At 43.3% G+C, this 26,459-nt stretch carries 23 protein-coding genes; 7 read left to right on the top strand and 16 right to left on the bottom strand.

The genetic code is table 11. The features are described from left to right. Positions 1-24 precede the first annotated feature (24 nt). Positions 25-783 carry a glutathione S-transferase gene (locus KYS23_RS17515; RefSeq protein WP_218419598.1) on the top strand — a complete coding sequence of 253 codons (759 nt, stop codon included), beginning with the start codon at positions 25-27 and terminating at the stop codon, positions 781-783. A gap of 78 nt (positions 784-861) precedes the next feature. Here the strand turns inward: KYS23_RS17515 and KYS23_RS17520 are convergent, their stop codons facing one another. From KYS23_RS17520 to KYS23_RS17580, 13 genes are all read right to left on the bottom strand, one after another. Continuing rightward, entirely contained in the window at positions 862-2,661 is a 1,800-nt protein-coding gene (locus KYS23_RS17520; protein ID WP_218419599.1) for a vanadium-dependent haloperoxidase, read from the bottom strand. 369 nt (positions 2,662-3,030) lie between these two features. Then, positions 3,031-3,924 carry a YdgA family protein gene (locus tag KYS23_RS17525; protein WP_218395914.1) on the bottom strand — a complete coding sequence of 298 codons (894 nt, stop codon included), beginning with the start codon at positions 3,922-3,924 and terminating at the stop codon, positions 3,031-3,033. 213 nt (positions 3,925-4,137) lie between these two features. Next, positions 4,138-4,632, bottom strand: a complete 495-nt coding sequence (locus tag KYS23_RS17530) for a hypothetical protein (RefSeq protein ID WP_159532427.1) — start codon at positions 4,630-4,632, stop codon at positions 4,138-4,140. A 15-nt stretch (positions 4,633-4,647) separates the two neighbouring features. Then, on the bottom strand, positions 4,648-5,721 hold the full coding sequence (locus tag KYS23_RS17535) for a YHYH protein (protein ID WP_218419601.1): 1,074 nt from the start codon (positions 5,719-5,721) through the stop codon (positions 4,648-4,650). 212 nt (positions 5,722-5,933) lie between these two features. Next, the gene (locus KYS23_RS17540; protein WP_159532431.1) at positions 5,934-7,586 is read right to left on the bottom strand and encodes a peptidoglycan-binding domain-containing protein; all 1,653 of its coding nucleotides are present in this window, start codon (positions 7,584-7,586) and stop codon (positions 5,934-5,936) included. A 2-nt stretch (positions 7,587-7,588) separates the two neighbouring features. Further along, a complete protein-coding gene (locus KYS23_RS17545; protein ID WP_159532433.1) occupies positions 7,589-7,939 on the bottom strand; it encodes a hypothetical protein in 351 nt (116 codons plus the stop codon). 17 nt (positions 7,940-7,956) lie between these two features. After that, positions 7,957-8,247: a hypothetical protein gene (locus tag KYS23_RS17550; protein WP_159532435.1), complete on the bottom strand. Its 291-nt coding sequence runs from the start codon at positions 8,245-8,247 to the stop codon at positions 7,957-7,959. Then, entirely contained in the window at positions 8,247-9,062 is an 816-nt protein-coding gene (locus KYS23_RS17555) for a lysozyme family protein (RefSeq protein WP_159532437.1), read from the bottom strand. The genes KYS23_RS17550 and KYS23_RS17555 overlap by 1 nt, the downstream gene beginning before the upstream one ends. Before the next feature lie 284 nt (positions 9,063-9,346). Beyond that, the gene (gtfA, locus tag KYS23_RS17560; protein ID WP_218395905.1) at positions 9,347-10,828 is read right to left on the bottom strand and encodes a sucrose phosphorylase; all 1,482 of its coding nucleotides are present in this window, start codon (positions 10,826-10,828) and stop codon (positions 9,347-9,349) included. A 145-nt stretch (positions 10,829-10,973) separates the two neighbouring features. Further along, on the bottom strand, positions 10,974-12,260 hold the full coding sequence (locus KYS23_RS17565; protein WP_159532441.1) for an MFS transporter: 1,287 nt from the start codon (positions 12,258-12,260) through the stop codon (positions 10,974-10,976). A gap of 138 nt (positions 12,261-12,398) precedes the next feature. Next, complete coding sequence (locus KYS23_RS17570) at positions 12,399-14,924, bottom strand: TonB-dependent receptor (RefSeq protein WP_218395903.1); 2,526 nt, start codon at positions 14,922-14,924, stop codon at positions 12,399-12,401. A gap of 750 nt (positions 14,925-15,674) precedes the next feature. After that, positions 15,675-16,196, bottom strand: coding sequence for a RidA family protein (locus KYS23_RS17575; protein ID WP_013783098.1), 522 nt, complete (start codon positions 16,194-16,196; stop codon positions 15,675-15,677). 12 nt (positions 16,197-16,208) lie between these two features. Beyond that, a complete protein-coding gene (locus KYS23_RS17580) occupies positions 16,209-17,540 on the bottom strand; it encodes an aminotransferase class V-fold PLP-dependent enzyme (RefSeq protein ID WP_218419621.1) in 1,332 nt (443 codons plus the stop codon). A 332-nt stretch (positions 17,541-17,872) separates the two neighbouring features. Between KYS23_RS17580 and KYS23_RS17585 the strand changes: the two genes are divergently transcribed. Beyond that, positions 17,873-18,337 carry a hypothetical protein gene (locus KYS23_RS17585; protein WP_218419602.1) on the top strand — a complete coding sequence of 155 codons (465 nt, stop codon included), beginning with the start codon at positions 17,873-17,875 and terminating at the stop codon, positions 18,335-18,337. 76 nt (positions 18,338-18,413) lie between these two features. Here KYS23_RS17585 and KYS23_RS17590 read toward each other — a convergent pair whose 3' ends face one another. Further along, a complete protein-coding gene (locus KYS23_RS17590) occupies positions 18,414-19,187 on the bottom strand; it encodes an SDR family NAD(P)-dependent oxidoreductase (RefSeq protein ID WP_218395898.1) in 774 nt (257 codons plus the stop codon). 107 nt (positions 19,188-19,294) lie between these two features. Here KYS23_RS17590 and KYS23_RS17595 point away from each other — a divergent pair, with 107 nt between their 5' ends. From KYS23_RS17595 to KYS23_RS17615, 5 genes are all read left to right on the top strand, one after another. Next, positions 19,295-19,636 (top strand): winged helix-turn-helix transcriptional regulator, encoded by a 342-nt coding sequence (locus tag KYS23_RS17595; RefSeq protein WP_013783094.1) that lies wholly within the window; start codon positions 19,295-19,297, stop codon positions 19,634-19,636. A gap of 216 nt (positions 19,637-19,852) precedes the next feature. Next, positions 19,853-20,245, top strand: a complete 393-nt coding sequence (locus KYS23_RS17600) for a BlaI/MecI/CopY family transcriptional regulator (protein ID WP_129739741.1) — start codon at positions 19,853-19,855, stop codon at positions 20,243-20,245. Beyond that, positions 20,238-21,461, top strand: a complete 1,224-nt coding sequence (locus KYS23_RS17605; RefSeq protein WP_218419603.1) for a M56 family metallopeptidase — start codon at positions 20,238-20,240, stop codon at positions 21,459-21,461. Before KYS23_RS17600 ends, KYS23_RS17605 begins: the two co-directional genes overlap by 8 nt. Before the next feature lie 377 nt (positions 21,462-21,838). Beyond that, a complete protein-coding gene (locus tag KYS23_RS17610; protein WP_159532453.1) occupies positions 21,839-22,105 on the top strand; it encodes a DksA/TraR family C4-type zinc finger protein in 267 nt (88 codons plus the stop codon). A gap of 221 nt (positions 22,106-22,326) precedes the next feature. Continuing rightward, positions 22,327-24,063, top strand: a complete 1,737-nt coding sequence (locus tag KYS23_RS17615) for a M1 family metallopeptidase (RefSeq protein WP_159532455.1) — start codon at positions 22,327-22,329, stop codon at positions 24,061-24,063. Positions 24,064-24,216: 153 nt separating this feature from the next. Here the strand turns inward: KYS23_RS17615 and KYS23_RS17620 are convergent, their stop codons facing one another. Then, positions 24,217-24,936: a diguanylate cyclase gene (locus tag KYS23_RS17620; protein WP_218395894.1), complete on the bottom strand. Its 720-nt coding sequence runs from the start codon at positions 24,934-24,936 to the stop codon at positions 24,217-24,219. A gap of 253 nt (positions 24,937-25,189) precedes the next feature. Further along, on the bottom strand, positions 25,190-26,428 hold the full coding sequence (locus KYS23_RS17625; protein ID WP_218419605.1) for an endonuclease/exonuclease/phosphatase family protein: 1,239 nt from the start codon (positions 26,426-26,428) through the stop codon (positions 25,190-25,192). Positions 26,429-26,459 lie beyond the last annotated feature (31 nt).

Here is a 26,459-nt window from a genome sequence, read left to right on the forward strand (position 1 = left end):
CGGTAAATGGAGATAAAACCCCCAATGCCACCTTCAAAACCACATGCTAAGCCACAACAAGAGCAAAAAAGCGCACCCGCAATTACCCCAAAATATGAACCTCAGCGTGGTCAGTGCCCCATACTCTATTCGTTGCGCAATTGCCCTTATGCCATGCGTGGAAGAATTGGTTTGTTTAAAGCGGCGCAGGACGTTGAAGTGCGTGAAGTGGTATTAAGCAATAAGCCAGACGCCATGATTAAAGCGTCTGCCAAAGGTACGGTGCCCACCCTCGTATTGCCCAATCAAGACGGCACTAATACCGTGATAGATGAAAGTTTGGATGTGATGTTGTGGGCACTGCATCAAAACGATCCAGAAGACCTATTGCATCAGCAAGACCCCAATGCACTGCCTGCCATGCTGGCGTTAATTAAAACATTCGATGATGAATTCAAAACCCAATTAAATGCTTACAAGGCAGCCAAACGCTATCACGAAAATAACATCACCGAGTGCAGGCAAGCCTGTGAAGTTTACTTGCAAGATTTAGAAGCGCGTTTAGGTGCTGATAGCACTAGAGGAGGCATGGAAGATGAGCAAGCGGACCGATTTATCTTTGGCACAAAAGAAAGCCTAGCAGATATCGCCTTGCTGCCCTTTATTCGCCAATTTTCTAAAGTTGAACGAAAATGGTATCGAGAATCGCCCTACCCTAACCTAAAGCAGTGGCTAAACGGTTACATACAAAGCGTTATGTTTAATAAAGTGATGACGCAGTATGAACTGTGGAAGCCTACATAGATTGCCCTTAGGGAGGGAATCATAGGGAGATGTCATCTCTCCCTTAATCCCCTTTTGATCTCCCCCTAAAAAGCAGTGCTAACGCACTTGCCCCTCTGTAATAACCACTTCATTGCCGTCAAACCGGTGAAGCGTAAACGCGAGACTTTCTAACGGATTGTGTCCTATTGTTTGCTCTTGCAACATAGAAATAGCTATTTTCTCCCCCATTAAGAGAGATTGCTCATAGTCGGAATAGTAATGTACACCAGCCCAATCTCGCCCGATAGAAATGTTAGCCGCCAGCTTATTCAACTCCCCCTCAAGACTCAATGACTGACTTACTTTGACTACTCGTAGACGGCGGCCATCCGACGAAGGAATAAATGCGTTATCATGCTGGCGACAGTGCCTATCTACCGAAAAGTTTTCACCATCATTGGTGATATGTAAAAAACAACTCGCATCAAAAAACGCTTTTAAAATGGTCACGCATGCACCTGCAACCGTTGCGTGTCCAGCGCCATAAGATGGGTGCATTGGCGACCCCTCGGCAAACGCCATTGGCAATAGCAGATTGTTATCAAGCTTATCTGCCAAACCCGATGTTTCTATCACTTCGCGTATCTCTGCAAATTGAGGCTCGAAGCTAGCAGGATACGCTTGGCATTTGTCTAATCTCGCAGCCAGTGCTTCTGGGCGCAGACGTCGGTGCAGGTTAAATTTTTGATAGCGCACCGCTTTAAGAGCTCTAGTGGCAACCTCTGTCACCAATGACAGAATATGTGGCCCACCATACAGCGCGAAGCCCTGTTGTTTATAAGTTGTATCTGTTTCCCCCTCTTTTTTAGCGTAGGGGATCCTTTCTCCAAGGGGGGCTCCTACATTTAACAGCAATAAACACGCATTCAAATACGCTTGATATAGCGCATCATAGTGTACGTATGTCGCTAAATCTCTAGGGGTGGTTATAAAGCGTCTTTGGTCACCAACGTATTTTTCACAACCGCGAGCATCGCCGCCATTTTGAATATCTAACCACTCACTCCAGTCAGTCAAGTAGTCATCTGAACGTGCAAACCTCACCTTTTGATTGATGGTTTGAGCCCCGTAAGAAATTATGCCATCACTAGCATCATGTTCAGGTGATCCATCGTTCTTATTGTTTAGGCCATTATCACCCGTCAGTAGGAATTGTGATAGATAAGGGCCATCTAAATCCCCCTTTGAAATACCACGAAATGCATTCACTGGCGTAAAGGGGCCGCGAACATTGTCAGATGAAAAAAAAGGTATTCTGTTAAGGCATTCGACCACCGATTCAACGTGAGCGTATTTTGTGCTAACCCGCTTACTCCCCCATTCTTGCCCAACAAACTCCTTATAAACATTTTCATTCATTGAGAAAGCAGCAAAATGTGCGTCTCTAAGCAATGCCTGCGCATAAACTTCACCAATCTCAGCACTAAGTTCATCTTTGTTTTCCAAACCTGGAGGGGCTGGCATAGTGACCGAGTGACTATCTGGTCCCTGTAAATCATAAGTAAGGCCAGCTGCAGAACTTTCCCAGCCCCGCCATTTATAGTTAACAGTCGTACCAATAGGGGTGTCTAAGATATCTTGTGGATCACCAGTATTAATGCCTTTCACAAATTTCACAAAGTCGTCTTCGTTATACAATAAACCAGTGATTTCATTGTGCTGTAATCCTTTGGTAAAACTCATGGATTTTGAAGTAAGCATCTCATCATTGTTCGTTTTATGGATAGTCTCGGTAGGCGAGAGCGCTTCGTATTCGGACTCTATTCTTTGCCGAGCCACTTGGGCAGCTTCTTTTCGAACTTTCTCGCTATCAATGATGCGTTGCTCTTGTTCTGAACGTCTTTCTGGAAGGGCCATGGTGCTTTTTCCTTAAGTATTTTTTAAGTCAAATGAATGGGTGCCCCGTCTACAGCCTTCGACATCTAGGCAACCATAGGTTTATGTGCGGTGAAGCTCGAAAAGCTCGCAGCAAACATTGAGATTTTTTGTTCATTTTAAGATTTTATAGGAAGGTATGTGCTTCGAACGCAAATGAGTGAAGCGCTAGATGGTTTTTGCAGAACTAGTAATGCATAGATAGGAAGGCGGAATAAGCGCAAGGATTTGCCTGAAATTAAGGTGAATGCAAGCGTGAATAAAAATAACTGCATACCATTCAGGTACTGGGGACAACAGGGCTGCTCTTCCAGTGATGAGCAGCCAAATCAGGTGGTAAATTGAATACGCCTAATCTACCTCTATTTGAAACTTGCCATCTCGTATGAAAGTCGCCAGCGCGCCATTAGGGCCTGACATTATCGTCATAGGCACTATCGAAAAAGGTTCATCGCTTTCACGGTAAAGCGTAACTTCCCCTCCTTCAAGTAACGCAATTGTTCCTTCTAAAAGCATTTTTCTTTGCGGCTCAGACTGCTTCATTGCGTTTTTCAAACCATCGATTGCTTCATCGCGTAAATCATCAAGGCTTTTCTCGGCGGTAACTTGTGAAGCAAATAACCTATCAACCAGCCCATCTTCTTCTAACGAAAGGGTAAACTCACCAATTTCTATCGCAGCCATTAAGTGCTGCGCAATAAGCTCAGGGGCCGTTGAAATTGGGGCTTTTGTGAAAAGGTCTGTTGAAAGTGAAATACGGCCAGCGTCTTCCACATCGAAAGTCAGCTCTTTAATACGGTATTCGTTGTCATCTTCATTTACTTCAAAAGCAAAACGTTGATCGAGGGTTTTCCCTTCGTTCATCAGCATATGAACCAAAATTTCTTGAATATCATCTGGCGTATCATCAACACCTTGACCTTTATATTCAGAAAACGAGACACCAGAAAAGTGCACCTCTCCTTCAGTAGAATTCTCTAATGCTTCTTCGAAACCTGAAAGGGCAATGTTTTTAACCACGATATGCCCTTGTCTGTCATCACCAATGCGAATGTCGTCGATAGATACATCACCAAAAATAGTCGCACTTACATCGCGGTAAGAAACCTGAGTGGTAGCAGGGAGTTCAGCGATCATTTCATCTACTGCGTCTTTGGCTTTTGAGGAAGCATAAACGTTTCCTCCTACATAACAAACGCCAAGTGCAACCAAAACGCCCACAGCAAGCTTTGTGTTTTTACTCATTTAAGTATCCTTTCTTTTAAACAATCCCGAATTTCACACAATCAAATATCACTACTTTTTACAACCCGCAGAAACGGAATCTGCAAGGTGCAATATGGAAGGTGCAATATGAACAGTGCAACAAACAGATTGCTAAAACTAATGCTATAAGGCCATGGTAACGAATTTTAACAAAAAGGTATGCCGAAGAATGGTAGCGTCGCTACCGTCAAGTTAGAGAAGCAAAATAGTTGCAGTAAAGTTGTTCGACTTATTTAAAATAAATGACTGTTTATCTGCTGCCCACGGCGTAACGATTAGCTTAGTGGTGTGACGGTAGATGTCTTTTACTGCGCCGTTAGTAAGCACCATTTTTTGCGCGCTTTTGGGAAGCTTGATTTGGGTATAAACAACCGATGTTTCATGCCCAAGAGATACCGTACCTTCACCAAGTGAAACAGATTCATTTTCTGCGTTGATACTCAACGTTGCGCTAATATGGTTAAGAAGCTGCTCGTTAAATTCCTCAGGAGTAGTATAAGGGGTCTTGGAGAAGTGCAAACGCACTTCTTTTCTAAAAGCATCTAATGATGAGGTTACGGCTAAGCGCCACATATGGTTTTCTGTTTCCGTTAACCTGACAACAGAATAATCGAATCCGTGGGCATGAACGCTAATAGACCACCATAACAAGGTCACAATTAACACCGACTGTTTAACTACATTCATAATATACCCGCTGGATTACTCTGCCCACGCGCCATAAAAGCAATCTAAGAACTCGTTGCTCTCTAACGACAGTACATGATAATGGTAGCCACGAGTGTCGTCGCTGTGCCCTCTACATTCATCCAAATCTTCTGCTTCGTTACCGTTGTCATCTAACTTTGCGTACAAACCAAAACCATCAAGGGCATAGCCAATCATTGCCGCATGACTATCCGATTGCTCAATACGAGTTGTCATGCCGGTGTCGCCATGATAGTGATAACCTAAGCTGTTGTTTACGTGCCCACCTGCATCATCTACCGGCGCAATTTGATACCCAGCTAGAATAATATCGATGTCGGCTGGATGATCGAACCTAACACCATTGAATGCCAAGCCTCTTACTGAAGGTCCATACTCTACCCCTGCTACTTCTAACGTGGGGCCATCGCTCAGCTCAACCGGTTCGTCTTGCTTAATGGGTGTAATAGGGATGAGATAGGTCACTTGTGTACTTACCCACTCGGGCAAGCATTGAGCACACATGTTTGTGTATTTGTCTTCAATATTAGGATCTGCACCCTCTGCGCACTCCTCTGCGGTTTCCATTCTGCGAACGGTACCGTCGTCCTCGTACATCTTAAAGCCGGGGTCATCATAATAGGTGGCCAAGTTTTCAATGAAAGCGCCATCTAGATCATTTATTTCACCTTTGTCAAACCAAAGCCCCCCCTCTTCGGCAGTATCGTAAATTGTTTCGGGGCACCAAGGGCCCATATCGTGCTCTTCTGCGGTGTGTTTTGATGTTATTTCGTAGCACAATGTTTGCGTACCATTCATCAAGGTACAGGATACAGTATCAATGCTGACGTTTTCTCCGGTAAGAAACAAAGTCGCATCGACATCTATTCCCGCCTCATCATTTTGCGCGTCGTCATCAGAACTATCGCTATCAGAACTATCATTGGTATCATCATTATCAGAAGTATCGTCAGAGCCATCGATTGCACTACTGTCGGTTACTTCAGTACTTGAATCACTTGAACCGCCACAGGCAGTTAAAAACAAAAATAGTGAAATAAAAGCAATTTTGAGCAGATCGTTATTCACGTTGTTTCCTTTGTAAAATATAAGGCACAGATTCAATTTACCGCCGCCTATCTATAACCCCGAGCAAAGCTGGGTAAACAAGTACTTAGCCAGCACACAGCCATACTCAGGAAAAAAATAATTACCGAACAACGACCTTACTAAATAAGTACGGGAAACAATGTGGAGAAAAAGTGGAAGTTAAAAATACGCGGTAAAGACACAGTCTGACATTAAGAAATTCGTGTTTTAAACAACGACTTTTGATGTGTAACGTCAAGTTCATACTTCTGAACAAGGGTGATTTGCTTGCTTATTGCCTTTATAGAGTTAGCAAGATTTGCCAACGAAAGTAGAGCTAAAAGCCAACCTACAGGTGAAGAAACTGTTCGTACGACTCGTTGCGCTATACGCAATAAATGACCAACAATAGTTAATCCTGCTACATAAAGTTTGGCTTGAAAAGCATACTGGGTTCTATCAAAACTAAGCTGCTCGTTTAGCGCTTTTGGGTCTATGCAGCAAAACTGATCAAAATCATTGTCATGGGCGAAACAAGCTTTAGAGGGCGTACCATAGTGAAACGCATTACCTTTTAAATACGACATGCCTGAATAAACAATATCGAACGCTTTCACGACACTCAAATAATTCTTGCGTGCTTTTTTGCTAATGTAACGTGCGATATTCGCAATCACTTCCTTTGTTTTTTCAAGCACGCGTTTTACTGCGCCAAATAGCCAACTTACCATTCGCTTTAATCCGTCGAAAATACCATTGGCTAGCCTGTTAAATTGTGCTCTTAACGCACTTTGCTTACTTTTACTTTGCCATAGTTGACTTACCGAAGCGTTCAATTTTTCACTGTCACTTTCGTCCACTTCTATGTCGGTGGATAGCGCAGAGAATGCCGCCATTAAAGCTGCGTTTATTGGGTGTCCCTTATCACTTATTTCATCACGTTCGAGCGCCACGGGGTAGTCAGAATAAAATTTTTTAATCGCGAGTTGAGTTTTGGATACGCTGATAAACGTTCTTTTTTTGAATCTTCTTGTAGCTCTTCTAATCGTTTGATCTTTCCCCGGTGAAATATCATAACCGAGCAACCAAAGCTCTACTCTGGCGATCGCTTCTATAGTTTTAGGGTACGTCGTAATTGCGGGTTCAAAGTGTGCATTGTCGCTTAACCTAGAAACGATATTGTCGTATTCAAATATGGCGTTGAGTAAATCCATATTCAATCCAGAGCACGAATTTCTCACTAGTCTCAGCTGCTTGGCAAACACACAAAACTGGTCAATCGCATTTTGAAAGTCGGCATTTTCGCTAGGGTTGATGATAGTTTTGGTGTGAATGCGATGTTTATCCCAATCGGTAAAAAAGCCGAGTGTATACAAACGACAATACACCGCTCGCATCACTGCTTTGTTTTGTAAAACCCCATCTTTAAATAGCCATAATTGGGGTTGATTTTCTGGCGTTGATTGCTGCCATGAACTTCTCCATTCCTCGCTAGAAGCATTTCGCCAAACATTGCCCCAGAATGCAGGACTTTGCTGGTTTTCAAAGCTTACTAAGCACTCCAATGCCTGCCATGTTAGCTTTCCGGCCCAACCGTCTTGGGTAATACCAGCATCATGTTGAAACTGCTTTATTTTTTTAATCAGTATGCGGTCAATCTGAGGGTTATGACGATTCGTGAATTTATGCCCTTCACCTAAGTAACCTAGCTCAATTAAACGGGATCTAATGGCGCGAATATAGGCAGAAGAATCTATTTCATTTGGGTTATCTGAAGCTAACGTTGCGTTGGGCAAATAATGCTTAGATACCGAAGCATCAAGCCCCCTCCCCAACTTATCGACTGTGCCAAATTTGTCGTCCATCACTACAAATCCGCAATTTCCCCAACAATAGATCTCACAAACTCGATAGATGCTGCTCGAGATTCAGCGCCTGCGAGCACCAAGTCAGCATGAGCAAGTCGCTGTTCTTCGGTGATATCCTTATCGTAAAAAGCAACAATGTCGCCATCGATACTGGTTTGAGTGCTGGCCAGCACCTTAACTGCCACCGTGGTATTACCCATGGCAGAGGACATCACGTCATCAAATTTTAACGGCGCGGTATCCGTTGCGTTCAGTGTGACTGAGCCTTGAAATGTCACGACATCAAGTTTAGACAAATCGCCAATACCGTCTGCCATAGTTTGCATTGCGTCTTTGAACTTTCCCATCATAAAATTCCTTCTATAAATTAATAAAAAAGCAGCTTTATTGCCTTAACAAAGTTTGTATTAAACAGCGCTTTAAACAAGGGCAAAGCGGTGTCCTGAACTGCTGGTATAGATGCTGGTATAACTGCACTTTCTTCTACCATTTCCTGAGAAAATGAAGAGGTAGCCAAATGCTTGATGTCGTGCTGATTGTCGATTTCCAATCTGCCTTGGTATATTTCAACCCGGAACTCCCCCCTTTCGGCGAAGCGCTGATGTGCTCGGGTGTAAGCTTCGTATCGTAAATGTAAATCGTGCTGAATCGTTTTCATTACGCCACCCTCACTAAGTCGCCAGCTAAATACCTTCTATCTGAATGCCTGACTAAATTAGCTTCATCGTCTCGCCGGTGTAACAATCCATCGAGCCCTCTGCCCTGCCACAATCGTTTCATCTTGGTAATTTGCAGCGCAATGCCAACGTAATCTTTGCTTAAAACCAAAGGTTTTATGGCAGCCATTTCTCGTCGTGAATCCCCTTTCAGGCTACCTCCACGGTTATACACTAACGAGACCAATGCAGTCTGAGCATCAGCATTCAAGTACTCGACACCTGGGTACGTAGATGTTGTTTTTTGTGCATATTTAGGCAGTGATGAGTGAACAAATACATGTTTCGCGGCATCGAAGGGCACCGTAACAGAACGTAAAGAAGAGACATGTATTTTAGCGGCTTGCCCCTTCAGGCCACAAACCCGGGTAAGCTTCACCATATCAAAGGTACTAAGGAGCGACTGCCAGTCTGATTGAAATTGGCTTTTACTCGCGTAACCTAAATCGTAACCGATACCGATAGTGATCCCCGATTCACCTTTAGGCCACGTGGGATGGGTAAGCCGTTTTTCATAATATTGCTTTGAACTGATCTCATGCTGCACAATAAGGTTTATCCCCTTTTGTGAAAGCGTAAGGCTTATTTCATTTGAATTGGCAGGCGTTATTGTTGAGGTAACTTGGGTCAGGCGCTCTTCGATGGGAAGTAACCGCTTTTCAAGGGCTGAAAGCGTTTCTCCGCCAAGCACACCATCAGGTGAAACACCCAAGTGTTGTTGAATTCGTTTTAGTCGCTCTGAAGTGGTGAAGTGCATTGGGCTGTGTCCATGCAACCTTGAAACATACTTCATTTCGATGGTTATTATTTAAACTTATTGAATATTAACTTAACACTATTTGCACAAAATACAACCAATTCAGTTTCAGCTTTGCGTGTTATCTGGAGGAAATGGTAAACGTATCAATCAAAGAGCAAGGTTTTGCGCTTTTTTATGAGGGTAACAAGCTGAATTTAATGATGAATAATCGGTAGTGACCCCGACTGAATAAATGAAGCCACTACCGCGTTTTTTTGTTTTTGTTCGGGCTAGAACAGAGACTATGCCGTGAGTTTCGCTAAAGAAAGGGTTGATTTTAGCCCCCCTTCTAGCAATGTGATATTTGCATCAAGCGTGCTCATTTCTATCCGTAATTCGGCGCGTTCTTCACCTAATGTCCAGACTAATAACAAAGTACCTGCATCTTCAGTAACAGAGAAATCGCCGTTAAACGCATTCGTATCGTTACGAATATGAATTAATTCAATTAGGCCTTTTACCACTGGCTTAGCGAGAGCTTCATCAATATCGCGTTCGCTTAAATAAGGGCGATTGATATCACGACCCACATTAGTTTTCGCTAGCAGCTCCATGTCGTTAGTCGCCCCTAACATCCCAGCATAATACACTTGTGGTACTCCTGGGCTGAAGAACTGTATCGCACGCGCGAGCAAGTAATTATAATCGTCCTTTCCTAACGCATCATAATAAGTGCAGTTAATTTGATACAGGTCGACATTACTCGCAGCTTCGCCAGTGGCCTTTCTCGACTCGCCATTCGAGTTAACATGAATGGTTTCTACCAAATTGTCGATTTGCGAGTTAGTCAAAAGCCCAGGCTTGTCACCGCTTGCTCCCACATCAACAATACCGATTCCATCATGGGTATCTAGTACGGTGAAGCAGTTGCGAGGGGAAATAGACAACCAATGCGCCAAGGCGGATGCGTCTTTGCTAAATAGGGTGTGCAATACCAATGGTGGAAGCGCAAAGTCGTAAACACTGTCACAACGAGACGCAATAGCAATTTGAGTTTCAAAATGGCTGTGAATTTCAACCAAGCTTTGAATGCCCATAGTGTGTGCCCGCTTGCTTAATGCTTCAATAAATTCAAAGGTTTCTTCTAACATGAAACAGTTGGTGCCAGCGCGTTTAATGGCATAACCTGCGGCATCTAAACGAATTAAATCGACATTACTTTGTGTAAAAGCTTCTAGGATTGATTCTAGGTATGCTTTACCCAAGTCAGACTCAACATCAATATCAATTTGATTAGCGGTAAACGTGGTCCAAAAAGGCACCACCTCTTTGTTATCTAACTCATACTCAGAGAAAAATGGCGTAGGGCGAGGCCTAAAGACCTTTCCAATATTGGTAATATTAGCCGCATCATCTTCGCTAAATACCGATTTTTTTGTTAAAAATAGCGGCCAGTACTGAGACTCTCGCCCCTGTTTAATCACATCTAAAAAAGGCTCACTTTGCGCAGACATATGATTCACTATTAGGTCTGCCATAATATTCATCGACTCACCAATCTGCTTCACATCGGCCCAACTACCCAAACGCGAATCAACGGTAGTATGATCGATAGGATCAAAACCTGCATCTTCACCATCGAATGGGTAATAGAAAGGTAAAATATGAACGCCTGTAAACAGCCCTTTTAACGTGGTGCTTAAAAGCGTATTGAGGCCAGACATATTTCCTTGACCCAAACGGTCTGCATAGGTAATGAGTTGAACACCATTGCGTAAAGGCATGAAAATTCTCCAAATAACGGGGTGCTGCGCATTGAAAAGCAAAATTGCACCGAAGACTTGCATAGCTTCTATGGCAACAAGAAGCACTGCATTGATTTAATGTATATAGTGAAACGTAATATTGCTCTAACTAATCGTCTTTGCTTTAGCCAGGTGTAGTTGAGTCAACGCCATATTCTCGTTTCTCAATCATGGCCAGACGCGCTCGCGTTGGCTGAGCAATAGCGTTGTAAAGTAACCCTAGGAACAACAAGATAGAAAAGCCTGTGGCTACTACAAACCCGTACTTGGCATCGCCACCATAGGCATCGCTCACCACGCCCATGATAAAAGGCCCAGCCGCAGCGCCCGCAGCGGTAAAGAATAAGATAACGCCCGCCACTGAACCGTGCTGTCGCTTCTCGAAGCAGCTAATGCCTTTAGAATTGAAAGTAGGATAAATGACCGACATAAATATGCCGCTTAATGGGAAAAGGAAAACGGCTAATGTTGGGCCAGTCATTAAACCAACCACAAAACACACCATTATCATGAAACTAAATAACAGTAGCACTTTGGTCCACTCGAAATGCTGCATCATCCAAATTCCGACAAACCGACCTACTGCACGCAAAGCAAAGAATACAGAAACGGCGTAGATGGCGAGTGTTTGAGTAGAATCATTGGCGTAGCAGCTGTAAATATCTGATGCCGAGTTAGCGTCACAAATTAAGTAGCTTGGCATCCACACATATATTGCGCTCTCGGCCGCAACATAAAGAAACGCACCAATAGAGAAGCCTAGTGCGTAAGGATCTTTAAGCAGTTTTAGACTATCGACAAGGCTAGTAGGCTTCTCTTTTAATGCCTTGCTTTGTGGGTATTCAACCATCAGTGCCATGCAAATTAGTATGGTACATAAACCACCGGCTATGACGTACAACCAAGTCCAGTGAACGCCTTGAGTAATCAGCCAGGCCACTAAAATTGGACCAATGATTGCACCAACGCCAAAGAAAGCTTCAGCACCGTTCATGGTGCCAGTATGTTCTTTAGTTGAGCGTGAAATATCGCCAATTAAGGCAAGTGCAGCGGTTTTAAACACCCCAACTGCCAGGCCTGATAGGGTTACCAAACTTAGAATAAAAGCAAAGGTACTGCCTACCATAAACAGATAGCAAGAAATCGCGAATAAGGCTAAGCCCAATATTAGCGTATTTTTACGACCAAATTTATCTGCTAAGAAGCCAAGAAACAGTCCAGAAAAAGCGATACCAATCATGAACAAAGAGTGCATTAAACTCGCTTGAGTATTGGTCACTGCAAACTCAATTTTTACTTCTTTAATGATTTCGCCTACCGAGTCGGATGTCATCGCAAACATCATAAACATCAAATAGGTTAACCAGCGAATTAACCCGTAGTTATGCTCGCTCGTTTGGTTAGTAGACATGGAGATTTACCTTTGATACTTAAGAAAGATAAACGCATTACTGCACCTGCGCCTAAATATCTTAACTAGCGCCTGCGGCTAAATACGGTAAACAGCGCCAGCGGCGGCTGCAAAAAGCAGCGCCGCGGCGAACTGCGATTAATAGAAGGCGTACTTCAATTGAATTGAAGACGTTCTTCCGCTAATCGGGCGAGCTCGAATGATATCGCCAGCTGATGCAGCACTCTCTTCAGACTCAGTGATAACAAATTCATCAGTGGCGTTGTTTACATTCAACGATACTGAGAACTGGTCAGATACATACCAAGTTGCAAATAAGTTAGCCACCACATAAGCATCTTGCTTAAGCTCGTTTGAGTCTTGCACATAGTACTCAGTTGAACCTTGTAAAGACGCACCGATGCTAAAGTTTTCGAAGTCGTACTGTGGAATAACCGTGTAGATGAAATCAGCTTGACGACGAGGTGTCTTACCTACTAATGCAGGGTTGAACTTGTCTTCACTAATTTCTGCATCTGTCCACGTTGCGTTTCCTGACATTGTGAAACCGTTACCGAAATCGTACTTACTTTCAAGTTCTAGACCTGTTGCTTCGTATTCACGAATAAAGGTTAAACCGCTTGTCACTTCAGCTTGAGTATCTTGGGTTACCGTATTGAACAATGTCGCGTTAAAATTGAAGTCTCGCGTACCGTACTTGACACCAAACTCTAACTGCTCTGTTTCGTCGAAACCACTCGTCGTACTCGTTAAGCTGCCATCTGCATTAAGGGTACCAGCAATTTGAAGTAGTCTATCAGCTAGCGCTCGGCCACCTTCACTATAGCGACCAAAGAAAGTCACAGAGTCGCTGTACAGGTATGAACCACCTAATGAGAATGATGTATTACTTGCTTCATAATCAACTATTTGGCTTGTTGCGTTAGCACGGTTCAAACGAATTACACCACCCCCGAAGCCGAAGCCATTTGATGCAGATGCATCTTCGGTATTGCCTGAGATAATGCCGTCACCATTGATGTCTACATCAGTGTTACCGCCACAACAAGAGTTGATAAGCTCACCGTTTGCTTGCACTGTGTCACGACGTGCACTCACGTCAAACAACCAGTTATCACCCACTTCGAAGCCTACGTTGATGTATGGTGCTGTAGTGGTGTAATTTAAATCCCATTCCCATGAAAGGAAGCTTGGAGCCCAAAGCCCTTGGTCAACAAGTGCAGTACCGTCGGCATCTTCAATATGAAGATACTGAGAGTTAGTACCATCAACCGTTTGAATAAACGTATTCCAGCTGTTCCAGCTAATAGCGATATCTTGCTTAGAGTAGTAATAACCTGCGGTAAGTGTTACGCCATTATCGTACTCTTTACGAAGGCTTAAATCGTTGATCATATTACCTAAATCATTGTAAGTCGTATCGAACAATAAATTAAGGAAAGCTAAGCCGTTGTACTCTTCACCGGCATTTGGACCATTCGCAAGCGTTACGCTGGTTGAATCACAGTTAAAAGCATTACCGTCGCCGTCTAAGGCTGATGCACAAATAGCGGTAGCCATGCTGCTAGCAGACTGCGGTCCATAAGCACCGAAAGTATCGGTGAATGGAGATACGAATCCACCGCCTACATCAGACGTTCTGAATTTGTTAAGTAGGTAAAGATCTTCTGCCACTTCTAAATCAGCTTCAAAGCCGAATGAGGTCACCTCAGATTCAATACCGTCCGTTAGATCACGATTAACTGGGTTACCGAAAGAATCGAAAGTCGAAACATTGGTAGTGTAAGCAGAATGCAGTGTTTGGCTGCTTGCATCGAAGTTATCTACTGCGCCATAGCTGCCGTTACCTTTTACCAATACCGGAGCTGGTAAATAGGTAGTCACCCTGTCGTCTAAATGCTTGAAGTAAAAGCGTAAATGACCGTTATCTAGTAACTGAGTGAAGTTGATTTTTACTTGGCCACCTTGATCGCCGTTATAGCCGGTGTCACGAACACCTTCGCCACCGCGTGCAAAACCACCAATATGAAAATATAGATCGTCGTTTATTTCACCGCCGTAAGCGAAATCTAAACGAAACTCTTCGTAATCAAGACCAAAAGATGTGCCGATTGCACCACCACCTTGTTCTCCCGTTGCGCTGATCATGTTGATGACCCCACCCGGTGAGTTACTGGCAAATGTAGATGCTGAACCACCACGTACCGATTCCACCCGTTCTACAGACCAATCGTAGCGCAAGAAGTTATCTGCGTTACCAAAGTTAATATCGCCGTACTCTAAAACGGGAAGGCCATCTTCATGGATTTGCATGAATTTAGAGCCGCCCGTCGCCAAAGGGATACCACGAATAGTGATGTTTGCGTTGCCGCCACCGCCTGATGATTCGGCGCGAATGCCTGGCAGCGCACGGAACACCTCAGCCGTTGAGCGAGGTGCTAGTTTCATGACGTCTTCTTCATCAAACGAACTAACAGAGACACTTGCCTCTTGTGCGGAAACACCAGCGGGGCTGGCTGTTACCACGATCTGTTCATACGTTTCTTTTGCTTTCTTCTCTTGAGATGAATTATCTTGAGATAAAGAGTCTTGAGCTAAAGCAGCGCCATTTAGGCCTATTAACACTGCAATGCCCAATGCGCTTTTTTTAAATGTAGTGTGCATGGGTATTCTCCAAAGCTAAGCGAAACTCTCTTACGCTCAACTTTATAGAAACAAGCGAAAGAGAACTAAAACCATAAATTAACAAACACCGACTTAATCGATTAAGTAAAAGATTACTAGAAGAATTGCATTATGTAAAATATTTGTTTAAAAAAATAACCGAACCCATCTCACCTTATCAGCAAACTAAAATTACAAACACATAAAAATCATAATCTTAGGCAAAAACTCAATAATATAAAAAAGTTCAATTTATTTTTAGTTTTTACCCACCATTAACTTAATCGTTTTAGACTAAGGTTTAATTAACAATGTATAAACATAGTAAAAACTCAGATAATTCTGACTCTTAGGCATCAAGTTCGCCATATATTTCATCAAAACTAACCGCAAGTCTTCACTATTATCTTATTTCAAAAATAGACCTTTCGTACAAAAATGCGAATTGAGGCCACGAGGTCAGCCTTGCCAAAGTATCTTAATATTTTGCACAGGCTTTGTTACACACGAAGTCCCTCACACAAAAAAGCTGGGCGTTAATTGGCTATATCGTTGAAGGTTCGAGAAACATGAAGCCGGTCACGCCGGCCATGTATTGACTGTTTAAAATAGAAGCGGTGTAGTATGTATGATGTATGCATGCGCGAGGCTGCGAACAGTTATTTTTGAATACTGTTACTTATGCTAAGCGTTTGACGTCAATGCTAACGCAGATTTAGCCACTGTAGAGCTCTCCCTCAAGCTCCTCGTTTAACTCCCATTCAATTCAAGAACTGCGCTCACTTCAACCGCCATATTGCCCGGCAAGCTACTCATGCCAACGGCGGCTCTTGCTGCTTTACCATCATCACCAAACGCAGTGACAAAAATATCGGAAAAGCCATTTATCACGAGTGAATGCCCAGTGAAATCATCAGTGGCATTTACCATCCCCGTTATCTGTAGCACTTGTTTTACCGTGCTCAAATCTCCAGTGGCTTCTTTAATCGTTGCCAACGCGCATAGCCCCACCAATTGAGCAGCATCGTAACCCTGCTCTACCGATACGTCTTGCCCCAATTTGCCAAGTACACTCTTGCCTTCACAGGCCCCGTGACCCGATAAGTACAATATGTTTCCCGCACGTCGCCATGTTACGTAATTGGCTATCGGCTTCACTGGCGCTGGCAAAGTAAACCCCGCCGCTTTGAGGTTTTCCTCTGGCGAATTCGCGCTTGCAACTAAAGGCATTAATATTAATAAAGCTGCTGTCGATACTATAAATTTCTTCATCGTTCTTCCTTTTTATAAGCTTTTTAACGCTAGAATTAATTGGTTTATTTCTTCAGCTGAAATGAATATCTGCGGTGTTACTCTTATACAACAACCACTGGCTAGCCCTACTCTTACTACCGTAAATACGTTGAATTCATTTTCTAGTCTTTTCTGCAAAGCTTTGGCATCGTCTAGCGACGCTTTACCTTTTATTCGAAATGCCCCCATTCCTGTGCTTGATGCGTCATCTTCGCCGCCCAATACTTCAATATTAGGCAATTTTCTTGCTTCTTCTACCCACAAGTTACGCAGGTAACGTAACCTAGCTTCTTTATTGGCAGCCCCTATAGACTGATGAAAATCGATAGCGGTTGGGATCGTCAAGATAGACGCAAAATTTGAAGTCGCTGTATGAACCCGCTTGTGGGCCAACGTATTGGTAGGGTCGGTCTCACCGGGGTATGGAGATATTTTGCCTAACGTGCCCTTCTTCATATAAAGCGCTCCCACCCCCACTGGGCTGCCTATCCATTTGTGCAAGTTGAAGCCTGCCCAGTCCACATTTAAGTCGGTAATGTTAAAGTCGAGCAACCCCCACGATTGGGCACAATCACAAATAACATCTATACCACGGGCTTTTGCGGCTTTAGCGATATCAGCAACAGGCAATATGAGGCCGTGCTGATTACTCACATGAGTAAGCAGCATTAGCTTCAAATTAGGGTTTTCATCAAAGGCTTTCGTGTATACCCTGAGTATCTCAGCTTGATTGGTTTGCGCAGGTAACGTGACTTCCACAGGTTCGACGTTCTGCGTTTTAGCCAACCACCGCATGGTGTCTTTAAAGCTAGGGTAATCGATGTCGGCAAATAATACGGTGTCGTTAGCATTAAAGTCGTTGTACTGACGCATTAAGTTATGAATCGATTCCGTCGCGTTACGAGTGATAACGACTTCATCATAATTAGCACCTAGCGCTTGTGCGATTTTGCCAGCGCTTAGCTTTAGGTCCTCAGAGAAATGCTTACGTGCATAAACGGAAAGTTGTGTATTCACCATTTTCGTTTTATCAACAAATACTTCCTGCACCTGCTTAGACATCTTTCCCCAGTAACCATGTTCTAAATTAACTATCCCCTGCGCTTTGTCATAATTCAGTGCAACTTGTGCCCAAAATGATTCATCTTTTGCCAGCAACTCGGGCGATATATTATTAGGTCTTGGGGGTAACTTAGCGGTGGTCGATGATGCAACTTTACTATTAGCATGAACCAATTTTGACGCCGCAAAGGTTCCTAACACCCCACCAATTAGGGTTTTTAACGCCCGCCTACGGTTTAAATACTCCGGCACTACACTCATGAAATCACGCTCACTACTAAGCCTAAATTGAAAAGAAAAAACATCGGTATTCCAATACATTTGAATCATAAAGAGTCTATCGCAGCCAATTGAAGCAATTGTTAAACCACATGATTTAATGGTTTGCTTTTCCGTTGGCTACGCCTTGTGCCAACCTCAGCGCTAAACACCTCACTTGATGGGCAACATTAATCTCTACCGTCAGAACTGCTGTTTGTGATTGTGTGTAAATTTCTAGCAAAAAAACGTAAAGCATGAGGCGCTTTGGCGGGAAGTTAATTAAGGTTTCAGATACCAAGCAATGATTGCACTGAATCAAAAAGGAGCGAGAGATGAACAAATGGTTTTGGGGTGTATTGATTTTCTGCTTTATTGTAATCAATGAGATAACAGTAGATTGGTTACTCGCCATTACCATTGGCGGTTATGGTTTCGAAGCCAGCTTCGAGCACATCTTTCGATATTCCTCTCCTTTTGCTTACTTTGAATCGGCTCCCTTTCGGCTTATTCCTTACTTGCTGCTTACTAGCCTAGCTGCATTCCTTGGTGACTATTATTCTGCTCATGAAAAAATGGCATTTTGGGGAGCACTAATAGCAATAGCACTTTTCCATTTTTGGGGATATTGGGGCTTAAATTACCCTTCCTATAATGGTGAGCGCCTATCATCGACAGCCGCATTGGCACTTCTTTTTATTCCCCTGCACGCTATTTGGGTTGGCTTACTTGCGGGTATAGTAACAGGGCTTTTATCGTTATTGTCCGCTAGTATTTTCAAGAAAATTCGCGGCGTTTAATGACAGTAAAACAGCCAATTAAACGCCTTCGAACAAGCGACCTTGCCAGCTACCAATTTGCAATGAAATAATCCGCTTAATTTCGCCCAGCGATAACACCGCCATCAACATCCCAAATCGCACCGGTTACCCAACTCGTTTGTTCTTGTAACAGGAAGACAATACTATTAGCGATATCATCAGGTGTTCCAATGCGACCTATTGGATGAAAACCGTTGAAGCCGGCTAGCGCATCATCAAGTTCAGATGGGTCAATAAACGACTCATAAATAGGCGTTTTAACTACCGCAGGCGATACTGCATTTACCCGTATATTATGCTCTGCTAGTTCCATAGCCATATGTTGCGTTAATGCATGCAAGCCTGCTTTTGCCATTGAATAGGCAGAAGACGGTGTTGCTTTTATTGCCTGTTTCGCCCACATAGAACCAATATGCACAATAGCACCGCCGCCATGCTTAATCATATTATTCGCCACTGCCTGACTAATAAAAAAAGTAGCGCGATTTAAGCTTGCATAAGTATCGTAATCACTGCCTTCGTGAGATAAAAATGGCTTAGGGTTAAAGTAGCCAGCAGCGTTCACTAGGTGCTGAACATGTCGATTTTCAGTGTTTATACTATGAATAACTTTGTCTATGTCTTGCTTAAGATATAAATTAGCTTGAATAGTTTCTACCGTAGCGCCATCTTTCGATATCGCTTCTAAATCAGATTTAGCAGTAGCTAATTTGCTACCTTTATTACCTAAAATAACAACACTAATACCTTTAGCAATAAGTTGCTTGGCGGTGGCTAATCCCATTCCACTAGAGCCACCTACTATTAGTGCTATTTTTGAAGTATGCATAATTAATTACCTTGGTTATGTTAAACTGTGTGGCGAATTTAACGGTAATTAATAGGCTTAAAAAGTAAGTACTTATCGGTAAGGTAGGTACTTTTTGGTACATCTTAATGAAAACATTAGAGAAGAATTTTTCAAAAAAATTAGCACCAAGCAAAGCTGCTCAGATGGTAGAAACTATTTATGGCTGTAAATGGTCGCTTACCATTTACCAACTTCTGAATAATGGTATTAATCGCCCCGGCGAAATGGTGCGGTGCGTAGATGGCCTTACCACAAAAGTACTCAACCAATGTTTACGCAAAAATATCGAGTTTAATATTTTAGCCCGCGTTTCTTACAATGAAGTTCCGCCCCGAGTTGAGTACGAGGTCACTGAGTTTGGCAGAAAGTTTATGAGAGTACTGGATGAGCTAGACACCCTACAAAATGAAATAGATGGGCATGAGTAGTTACTAGTTATCCCGTCTCGCCCTAACCACTCACACTTTCCTGCTCCACTGATAGGCCACTCCCGTGACAGGCCAGCCTCCTTCCCTCCAGCACTGATTAAAAAAAACGCGATAAAAACTTGCGCTTTAGAATTACACATGTAATCTTAAATTGAGACTACATATGTAATCCATTTATAGAAAAGCCACTACCACATTGGTTAAAGCGAAATAATTATGAACACACCTAAAGCGCAGCCAGATATTAGCAATACCGAGTTTGAAGTATTAGACGTGATTTGGGACAGCAATCCGATTTCGTCTAACGAGGTCATTGAGCGCCTTAATCAACATAAACCGTGGCATGAAAAAACGGTGAAAACCTTGCTTGGACGCTTAGTAAAAAAGGGGGCTATCAGTTTTCACAAGCAGCAGCGCCAATACCTTTACTACCCCTTAATTGCCCGCGAAGAATATGTTCAGGAAGAAACCAGTAGCTTTTTAAGCCGACTCTTCAAAGGTAAAGTTGCGCCAATGATTGCAGGCTTTGCCAACCAAAACGAGTTATCTAAAGAAGATATCGATGAGCTTAAAGCGGTGATCAAACAATGGGAGAAAGACAATGATTGAGTGGATGATTTCTCAGCAAACTATGTTAACCGTTGTTCTGGCGCTATTGGTTCTTTGTGAGCGATTCCTCACTGCCCAACTAGGCACTACGTTTGTTTACAAAGCATGGTTATTACTTCCGGCTGCACTTGTGATGAACAACCTACCAATTGATTTGGTTTCTATTCCCACTAATAGCATCAGCCGCTATTTAGTGGGTATTAACCCTAGTGTATCCGATGAGCAGTTTAATGTGTTGTTTTGGTTATGGGCAACGGGTGCTAGCGCAGTAGCGGCTTACATAGTGGTAAACCATATAAATATATTACGATCTATTGATAAAAAGCACCTTGTGCGAGCGCCTAGCGCAACGGTTCCGGTAACCTCAAATACATCACCTTGCCTTCGCGCTTATTATTCTAATAAAGCCTCAACACCTATGCTATTTGGCTTTTTGAAACCAGCCGTACTACTGCCAAGTTACTTTGAAACTGCTTTTTCACGCACTCAACAAGCATTAATACTTGAACATGAAAGTGTCCATAACCAACACAAAGATAACCTATGGAATGCCATTGCGTTAGCGTTTGCGGTGCTTTTTTGGTTTAACCCCGTGCTCTGGATTGCATTGAAATCGTTTCGTAGCAGTCAAGAATTAGCATGCGATAACGCAGTGCTCGCCAACAAATCACCAACCGAGAAACTCATTTATGCAAAAGCACTTGTATGTTGTGCCGAGCATAATTCACAAGCAGTAAACCTGTACCCAACCTTTGGAGAGAAAAATACAATGATTAAAAGATTAAACGCGATTAAGACCCCGCATAAAGGTAATAAATTACTTGCCGCTGGCACAGCTGCTATTTTTGCCTTAGTAACGGCCAACATGGCGTTAGCCAATGTGCCACTTCAAAATACTGAACACAAGCAGTCGAAAGTTGATGAAGCAGCCCCGGTAGAATTTGTATCGCCCGCTTACCCCAAGTCGGCCGAAAAAGGCAATATTGAAGGCTTTGTCGTATTGCAATTCGATATTTCTAAAACCGGTACCACCGACAATATCACTGTAGTTAATGCCACTCCCGAAGGCGTATTTGATGAAAGTGCAAAAGCCGCGCTTAAGCAATGGAAATACAAACCGGCTGTAAAAGGTGGTGTTGCGCGTAGGCAAACAGGTTTGTTAGTGCAGCTCGACTATAAACTTGACCAGCCATTAACGGCGGGCACTGATAAGTAAGCTTAAGCCCAAAACAGTAAGAATACTAAAAGGAGCTCTTGCTCCTTTTAGTGTTTTCTTCAAACAAGGCTACTCTCTCAAGCTATTCCTTCTTAGGCTATGTTGTGTTAGACCGCTCTGTCTTAGACCATTCCAACATAGTACGAAGCAAATATTTCACTGCCATCAGTAAAGACTACGAACACTTCATCATTCCCTATATTGCTTTATCTTTTTCGCTTACCCTAACCTGCTGTAATTATTCTCAAAAAATATTAAGGAAGGGCTCGGCACTGTCTTTGCTTCATTCTATGGTTAACGCTAGTGATTAATATCGATGCTGATTAATTTTGATACCGGTTAGTAGCAAAATTAACAAGATACGCTTAGGAGCAAACATGGCCAGTGGCTGGGCAAAAGATGGGGCAGTACAAGATCAAATAGACGCAAGCGTTGAAGATGCCGTGGCGCGTGCTAAAAACAACATGTATCAAGGCGAGAGTGCTGTATTTTGCGAAGAGTGCGATGCTCGTATTCCTGAACGCAGACGCATCGCAGTGCCCGGTGTGCAATTATGTATTAACTGCCAAGCCGAAATGGAAAAAACAAGCAAAGTAGAGTCGTTGTTCAACCGTAGGGGCAGTAAAGATAGCCAGCTAAGATAGGCTATGAAAATAGTCGCCTTATACAAAGCCGCCTTTATCAGAAATTAGATTAACCACACGGTCAGTTATTGCTTTTCATCCTACTTACCCTCGTATTAACCGTTTACACGTTGCATAGTATTAGGACTTTTGCGAAAGATAAGTTATTGATTTATCTTGCTCCCGTTCCTATAACAGTAAGAACGGAATAACGAAGTCACAATAATAAAAACGGAAAACACATGAAATTAAAAACGCTTGCCCTAGCGTGTGCCTCATCATTTATTGCTGGATGTGCAACTCAACCCGCCTCTTCAGTTAATCAGGTGCCCACTGCTGAGCTATCAACCCCCTACTCTTTGAAATCAGGCGGAGAGATTTCTGAAAGGCAAAAGCATCTAACCATTAGTCATGCGAAGCTTGCCTTTTCTTTCGATTTTGACAAAGAGATATTGTTTGGCGATACCACACTTACGCTGCAGGCTCCTTCACCACAACAAGAAATCTCTGTGGATTTAGACACTCGTTTTACTATTGAAAGCGTTTGGCTGAATGCTACCGAGCTACCTGCACAGCAATATAGTAACCTTGAAGGCGAGCTTATTGTTTCGCCAAATAGCAAAGTGGCTTTTCCTGCAACGTTACGCGTTGTCTATTCTGGTCATCCACGAACGCCGATTAGAGCCCCTTGGGATGGCGGTGTGATGTGGGAAGAAACACCGGATGGTCATCCATGGTTGGCAACCGCAGTGCAAGGTGAAGGGTGCGACCTTTTCTGGCCGTGCATTGACCAACCTTATGGTGAACCCGCTAACACCGAGCTTTTCATTACCGTACCTAAGCCCCTTGTGGCCGCCAGTAATGGCGTATTGGTTGCTATTGAAGAAAAAGGTAGCGACCACACCTTTCATTGGCAAACCAAGTCGACACACAATACTTACGGCATTGCCTTGAACATTGCGCCTTATGAAACGCTTAACAAAAGTTTTACCAGCATATACGGTAACACCTACCCGTTAACCTACTATCACCTGCCAGAAAACGAAGACAAAGCTAAAGCTTTGTTTGCCGAGCTACCTGAAATGATTACCTTTTTCGAGCGTATGATTGGCCCTTATCCGTTTGCTGACGAGAAAGTAGGCATAGTACAAACGCCTCACCTGGGTATGGAACATCAAACCATAAACGCCTATGGCAATGATTATAGAAAAGATGATGCTGGATACGATTGGTTAATGCAGCACGAATTTGCCCATGAATGGTTTGGTAATCAGCTGACCAACGACAACTGGGACCATATGTGGTTACACGAAGGGTTTGGCACCTACATGCAGCCGTTATATGCCCAATACCTACACGGCAATGAAGCCTATTTTGTGAAGCTTAATGCGCAGCGAAAAGGGTTGGCTAATGCTCACCCTATCGTTAGCAACGAATTGATGTCTGAAGAAGATGTGTACGAAAAAGGCCCTGCGGGTGATATTTATGCCAAAGGTTCATGGGTTATTCATACACTTAGAGGGCTAATGGGCGATAAAGATTTTTTCCGCTCGGTAACCGAACTTGTGTATGGCCGTGTCGACCCACAACCAGGCAATTTCGAACCTATTTTCGCCAATACTCAAGACTTTATCGATATCGTCAATAAAAACAGCGAGCATAATTTAGATTGGTTTTTTGACGTGTATATATTTAGCGCGGCCTTACCTATATTAGATGTGGCCCATACAGAAAATGAAGTCACCTTTACGTGGAAAACAGAAGGTGACTTACCCTTCCCTATGCCCCTAGAGGTTAGCGTAAACGGTGAAGTAACTACGCTTGATATGCAAAACCAAACCAGTTTAATGGTAACCGAATACGATGTGGTGGTTGCCGATCCTAATAGTAAGGTGCTTCGCTACGAACAGCGGTTCGAGGATTATAAAGCGTGGCAGGAAGCGCAAGCTGAAATGAAGAACAAGCAGACCGAGGAATAAGTTTAAGACACGGTGCTTAAACCGGGCCCCCTCAAATATGCGCTACTTCATGTTATGCCACTACAGGTATGAAACAATGGATAGCATGCAGATTAAGGGGCCCTTACTTTCGTTGGTAAAACTAATCTATGGATACCCAGTTACCGTTTTTTATCACTTCTTGGAAATAGGGGTAACCACATTGCTACTCTCTACCAGTTCTTCTAATGCCACACCGGGATCTTCTTCCCCAGCCACTGACGTAGCATAGGGGCTAGCAGCTTCGGCTTCCCCATCTGAAAGGGGGGTGACGTTTCTGATGCGAGTGCCAGTGGTCTCGCCCCTCTTGATTTGATTTTTATCTTTCAAACCACGCATTAATTCCTCCAAATAGGGTACAAACTCTAAGGCTAGTGCTATCAATAGCACGGTAACTAAATACCATGTGGGTAAAGGGTCTTCTTTAAATTGTAGCGAGAAATCGGCGGAGATCTCGCCGATACCAAACAGTGCAGTAAAATGCGGCCAATGTCGGCCCACCACCAAAACCAAGGCAAGCAACGGGATCATTTCTAAAAAGCTATGAACATGCTGTTCAATGGGCCCTACACGGCGCTTAGTCACAGCATAAGACACATCCCACATTGCCGTTGCTTCATGCACAAAAAAGAGCAGGATACTGATGGCGATAATTAGGCTGTTTACTTCGAATATCAGCACCATGAAAAGGGGAATGCCTACTTCGGCGAACATAAGCAAATGGATAAGTGATTCTTTCGCGCCGCTAGTACCGGAAATATGACTACGCTTATGGCAGTACCAGTCGACGATGCCCGCCAGAAACCAGATGGGAATGATAAAATACATTAGGATAATTAACGTAGGATCGTTCATAGAAAGAAGCTTCTCCTCATAAACACGGACTACAACAAGCGACGTAAGCGAAGGCGTATGAGGTTATAAACGGGCAACAGAGCAGAACAGATTAGCAGTTCATTAAATTTTTTTAACGTTTGGCGGCTGGAGGCGAAACAGTTTATCCAGCCGTCTGATAGGTGTGCCGCACCACTTCATCAATTAACGTGTTCGTTAGACGGTTTTCTTAAGCACTTTAAGCAGCGTTAAACGGCACAAAACAAAAAACGAGCTATTTTATAGTTAACGATACCCAAACCATTCTGTGATCAGAACTTGCTTGTCTGTCTTTAACTAACCTATACAAGTCACTCTCTTTGGTAGGCCAAAATACGCCAGCGTCTTTTACGTCAAAGCCATATTGTGAAGGCAGCACATAATCGGCTCTTGCCCCCCAATATGCAGTGAAACGGCTACTGAAGGCTTCACTAGATGCTTCTGCGCCGCCAGCACTTATTGGAATAAGGCTATTGTTCACTAAAGGGCTTTCCGTCAGCTGCTCAATCACATCTGGTCTGTGCTTATCACCAAGGTCAGCAGCATTAAAATCGCCGACTAATACGAACCGGTCGTTCTCTTTTAAGCTAACCTGCTCGCCAGCATCGTCATATATATAGCCACCACGTTCAGGTGTTAAGTAATCTGCCATTAGGCGAATTTCATCGTGATTGCGGGTACCGTTTCTGTCTTCCTCACCATCGAAATTTGGCGGTGTGGGGTGCATGGCCAATACGTGCACTATTTCTCCGTTCACGTTCACCGAAATATCCCAATGAGATTTTGAACTTAGGCGAAAAGCTTTCCACTCCTCTTCTGAATACCAAGGTTTATCCTCTTCATTTGGTGCGGTAGCGGGTGAAATTGGCTGTCGCGCATCAGGCATATCTTGCCATTTAAAGGTTTGAAAAGTACGTGTATTCGCCTGTTCAATAGGGTACTTAGACAATACCACCATGCCATATTGGCCTGGGTATAAGCCGTATCCATAGGCATCACCGCCGTATTGTTCTTTTTTGCCATTATTGTCTAAATCAAAATTAGTGGGCTCGCCGGTGTTTACGGTATTTGTATAAACATAGCCATAATCCACCGCTTTTTGACCCGCCTGAGATACATTCAAGTAATGCTTTATAAAGTTATCAATGCCTACTGACTGGTCGGCGATATAATCAAACTCATTGAGTAACAGAATGTCTGGGTTAACACGTTGAATAATTTCAGCAATATTTTTAACTTGCTGATTCTCACCATTAGATAGCACCTGTTGTAAAACCTCAGCACTAGGTGCTAACCCGAGCGCTTTGTAGTTAGTCGATTCCATGCTCACATTAAACGTGGCTACTTTTAGTGTTTTAAGCCCTTTATGTATTTCAAGCGCTTCAGGGGATTCAAGTGCTTCGGCGTTTAGGGCAGCTGGCAGCAAGGCAAACGACAGCAAGGTAAATAGTGATACAAGAAGCCTGTGTTTCATGGATTTACTCAGTTGATTTTCTGCTTCCTTT

It is taken from the genome of Alteromonas lipotrueae, assembly GCF_019249255.1.
GTDB lineage: Bacteria > Pseudomonadota > Gammaproteobacteria > Enterobacterales > Alteromonadaceae > Alteromonas > Alteromonas lipotrueae.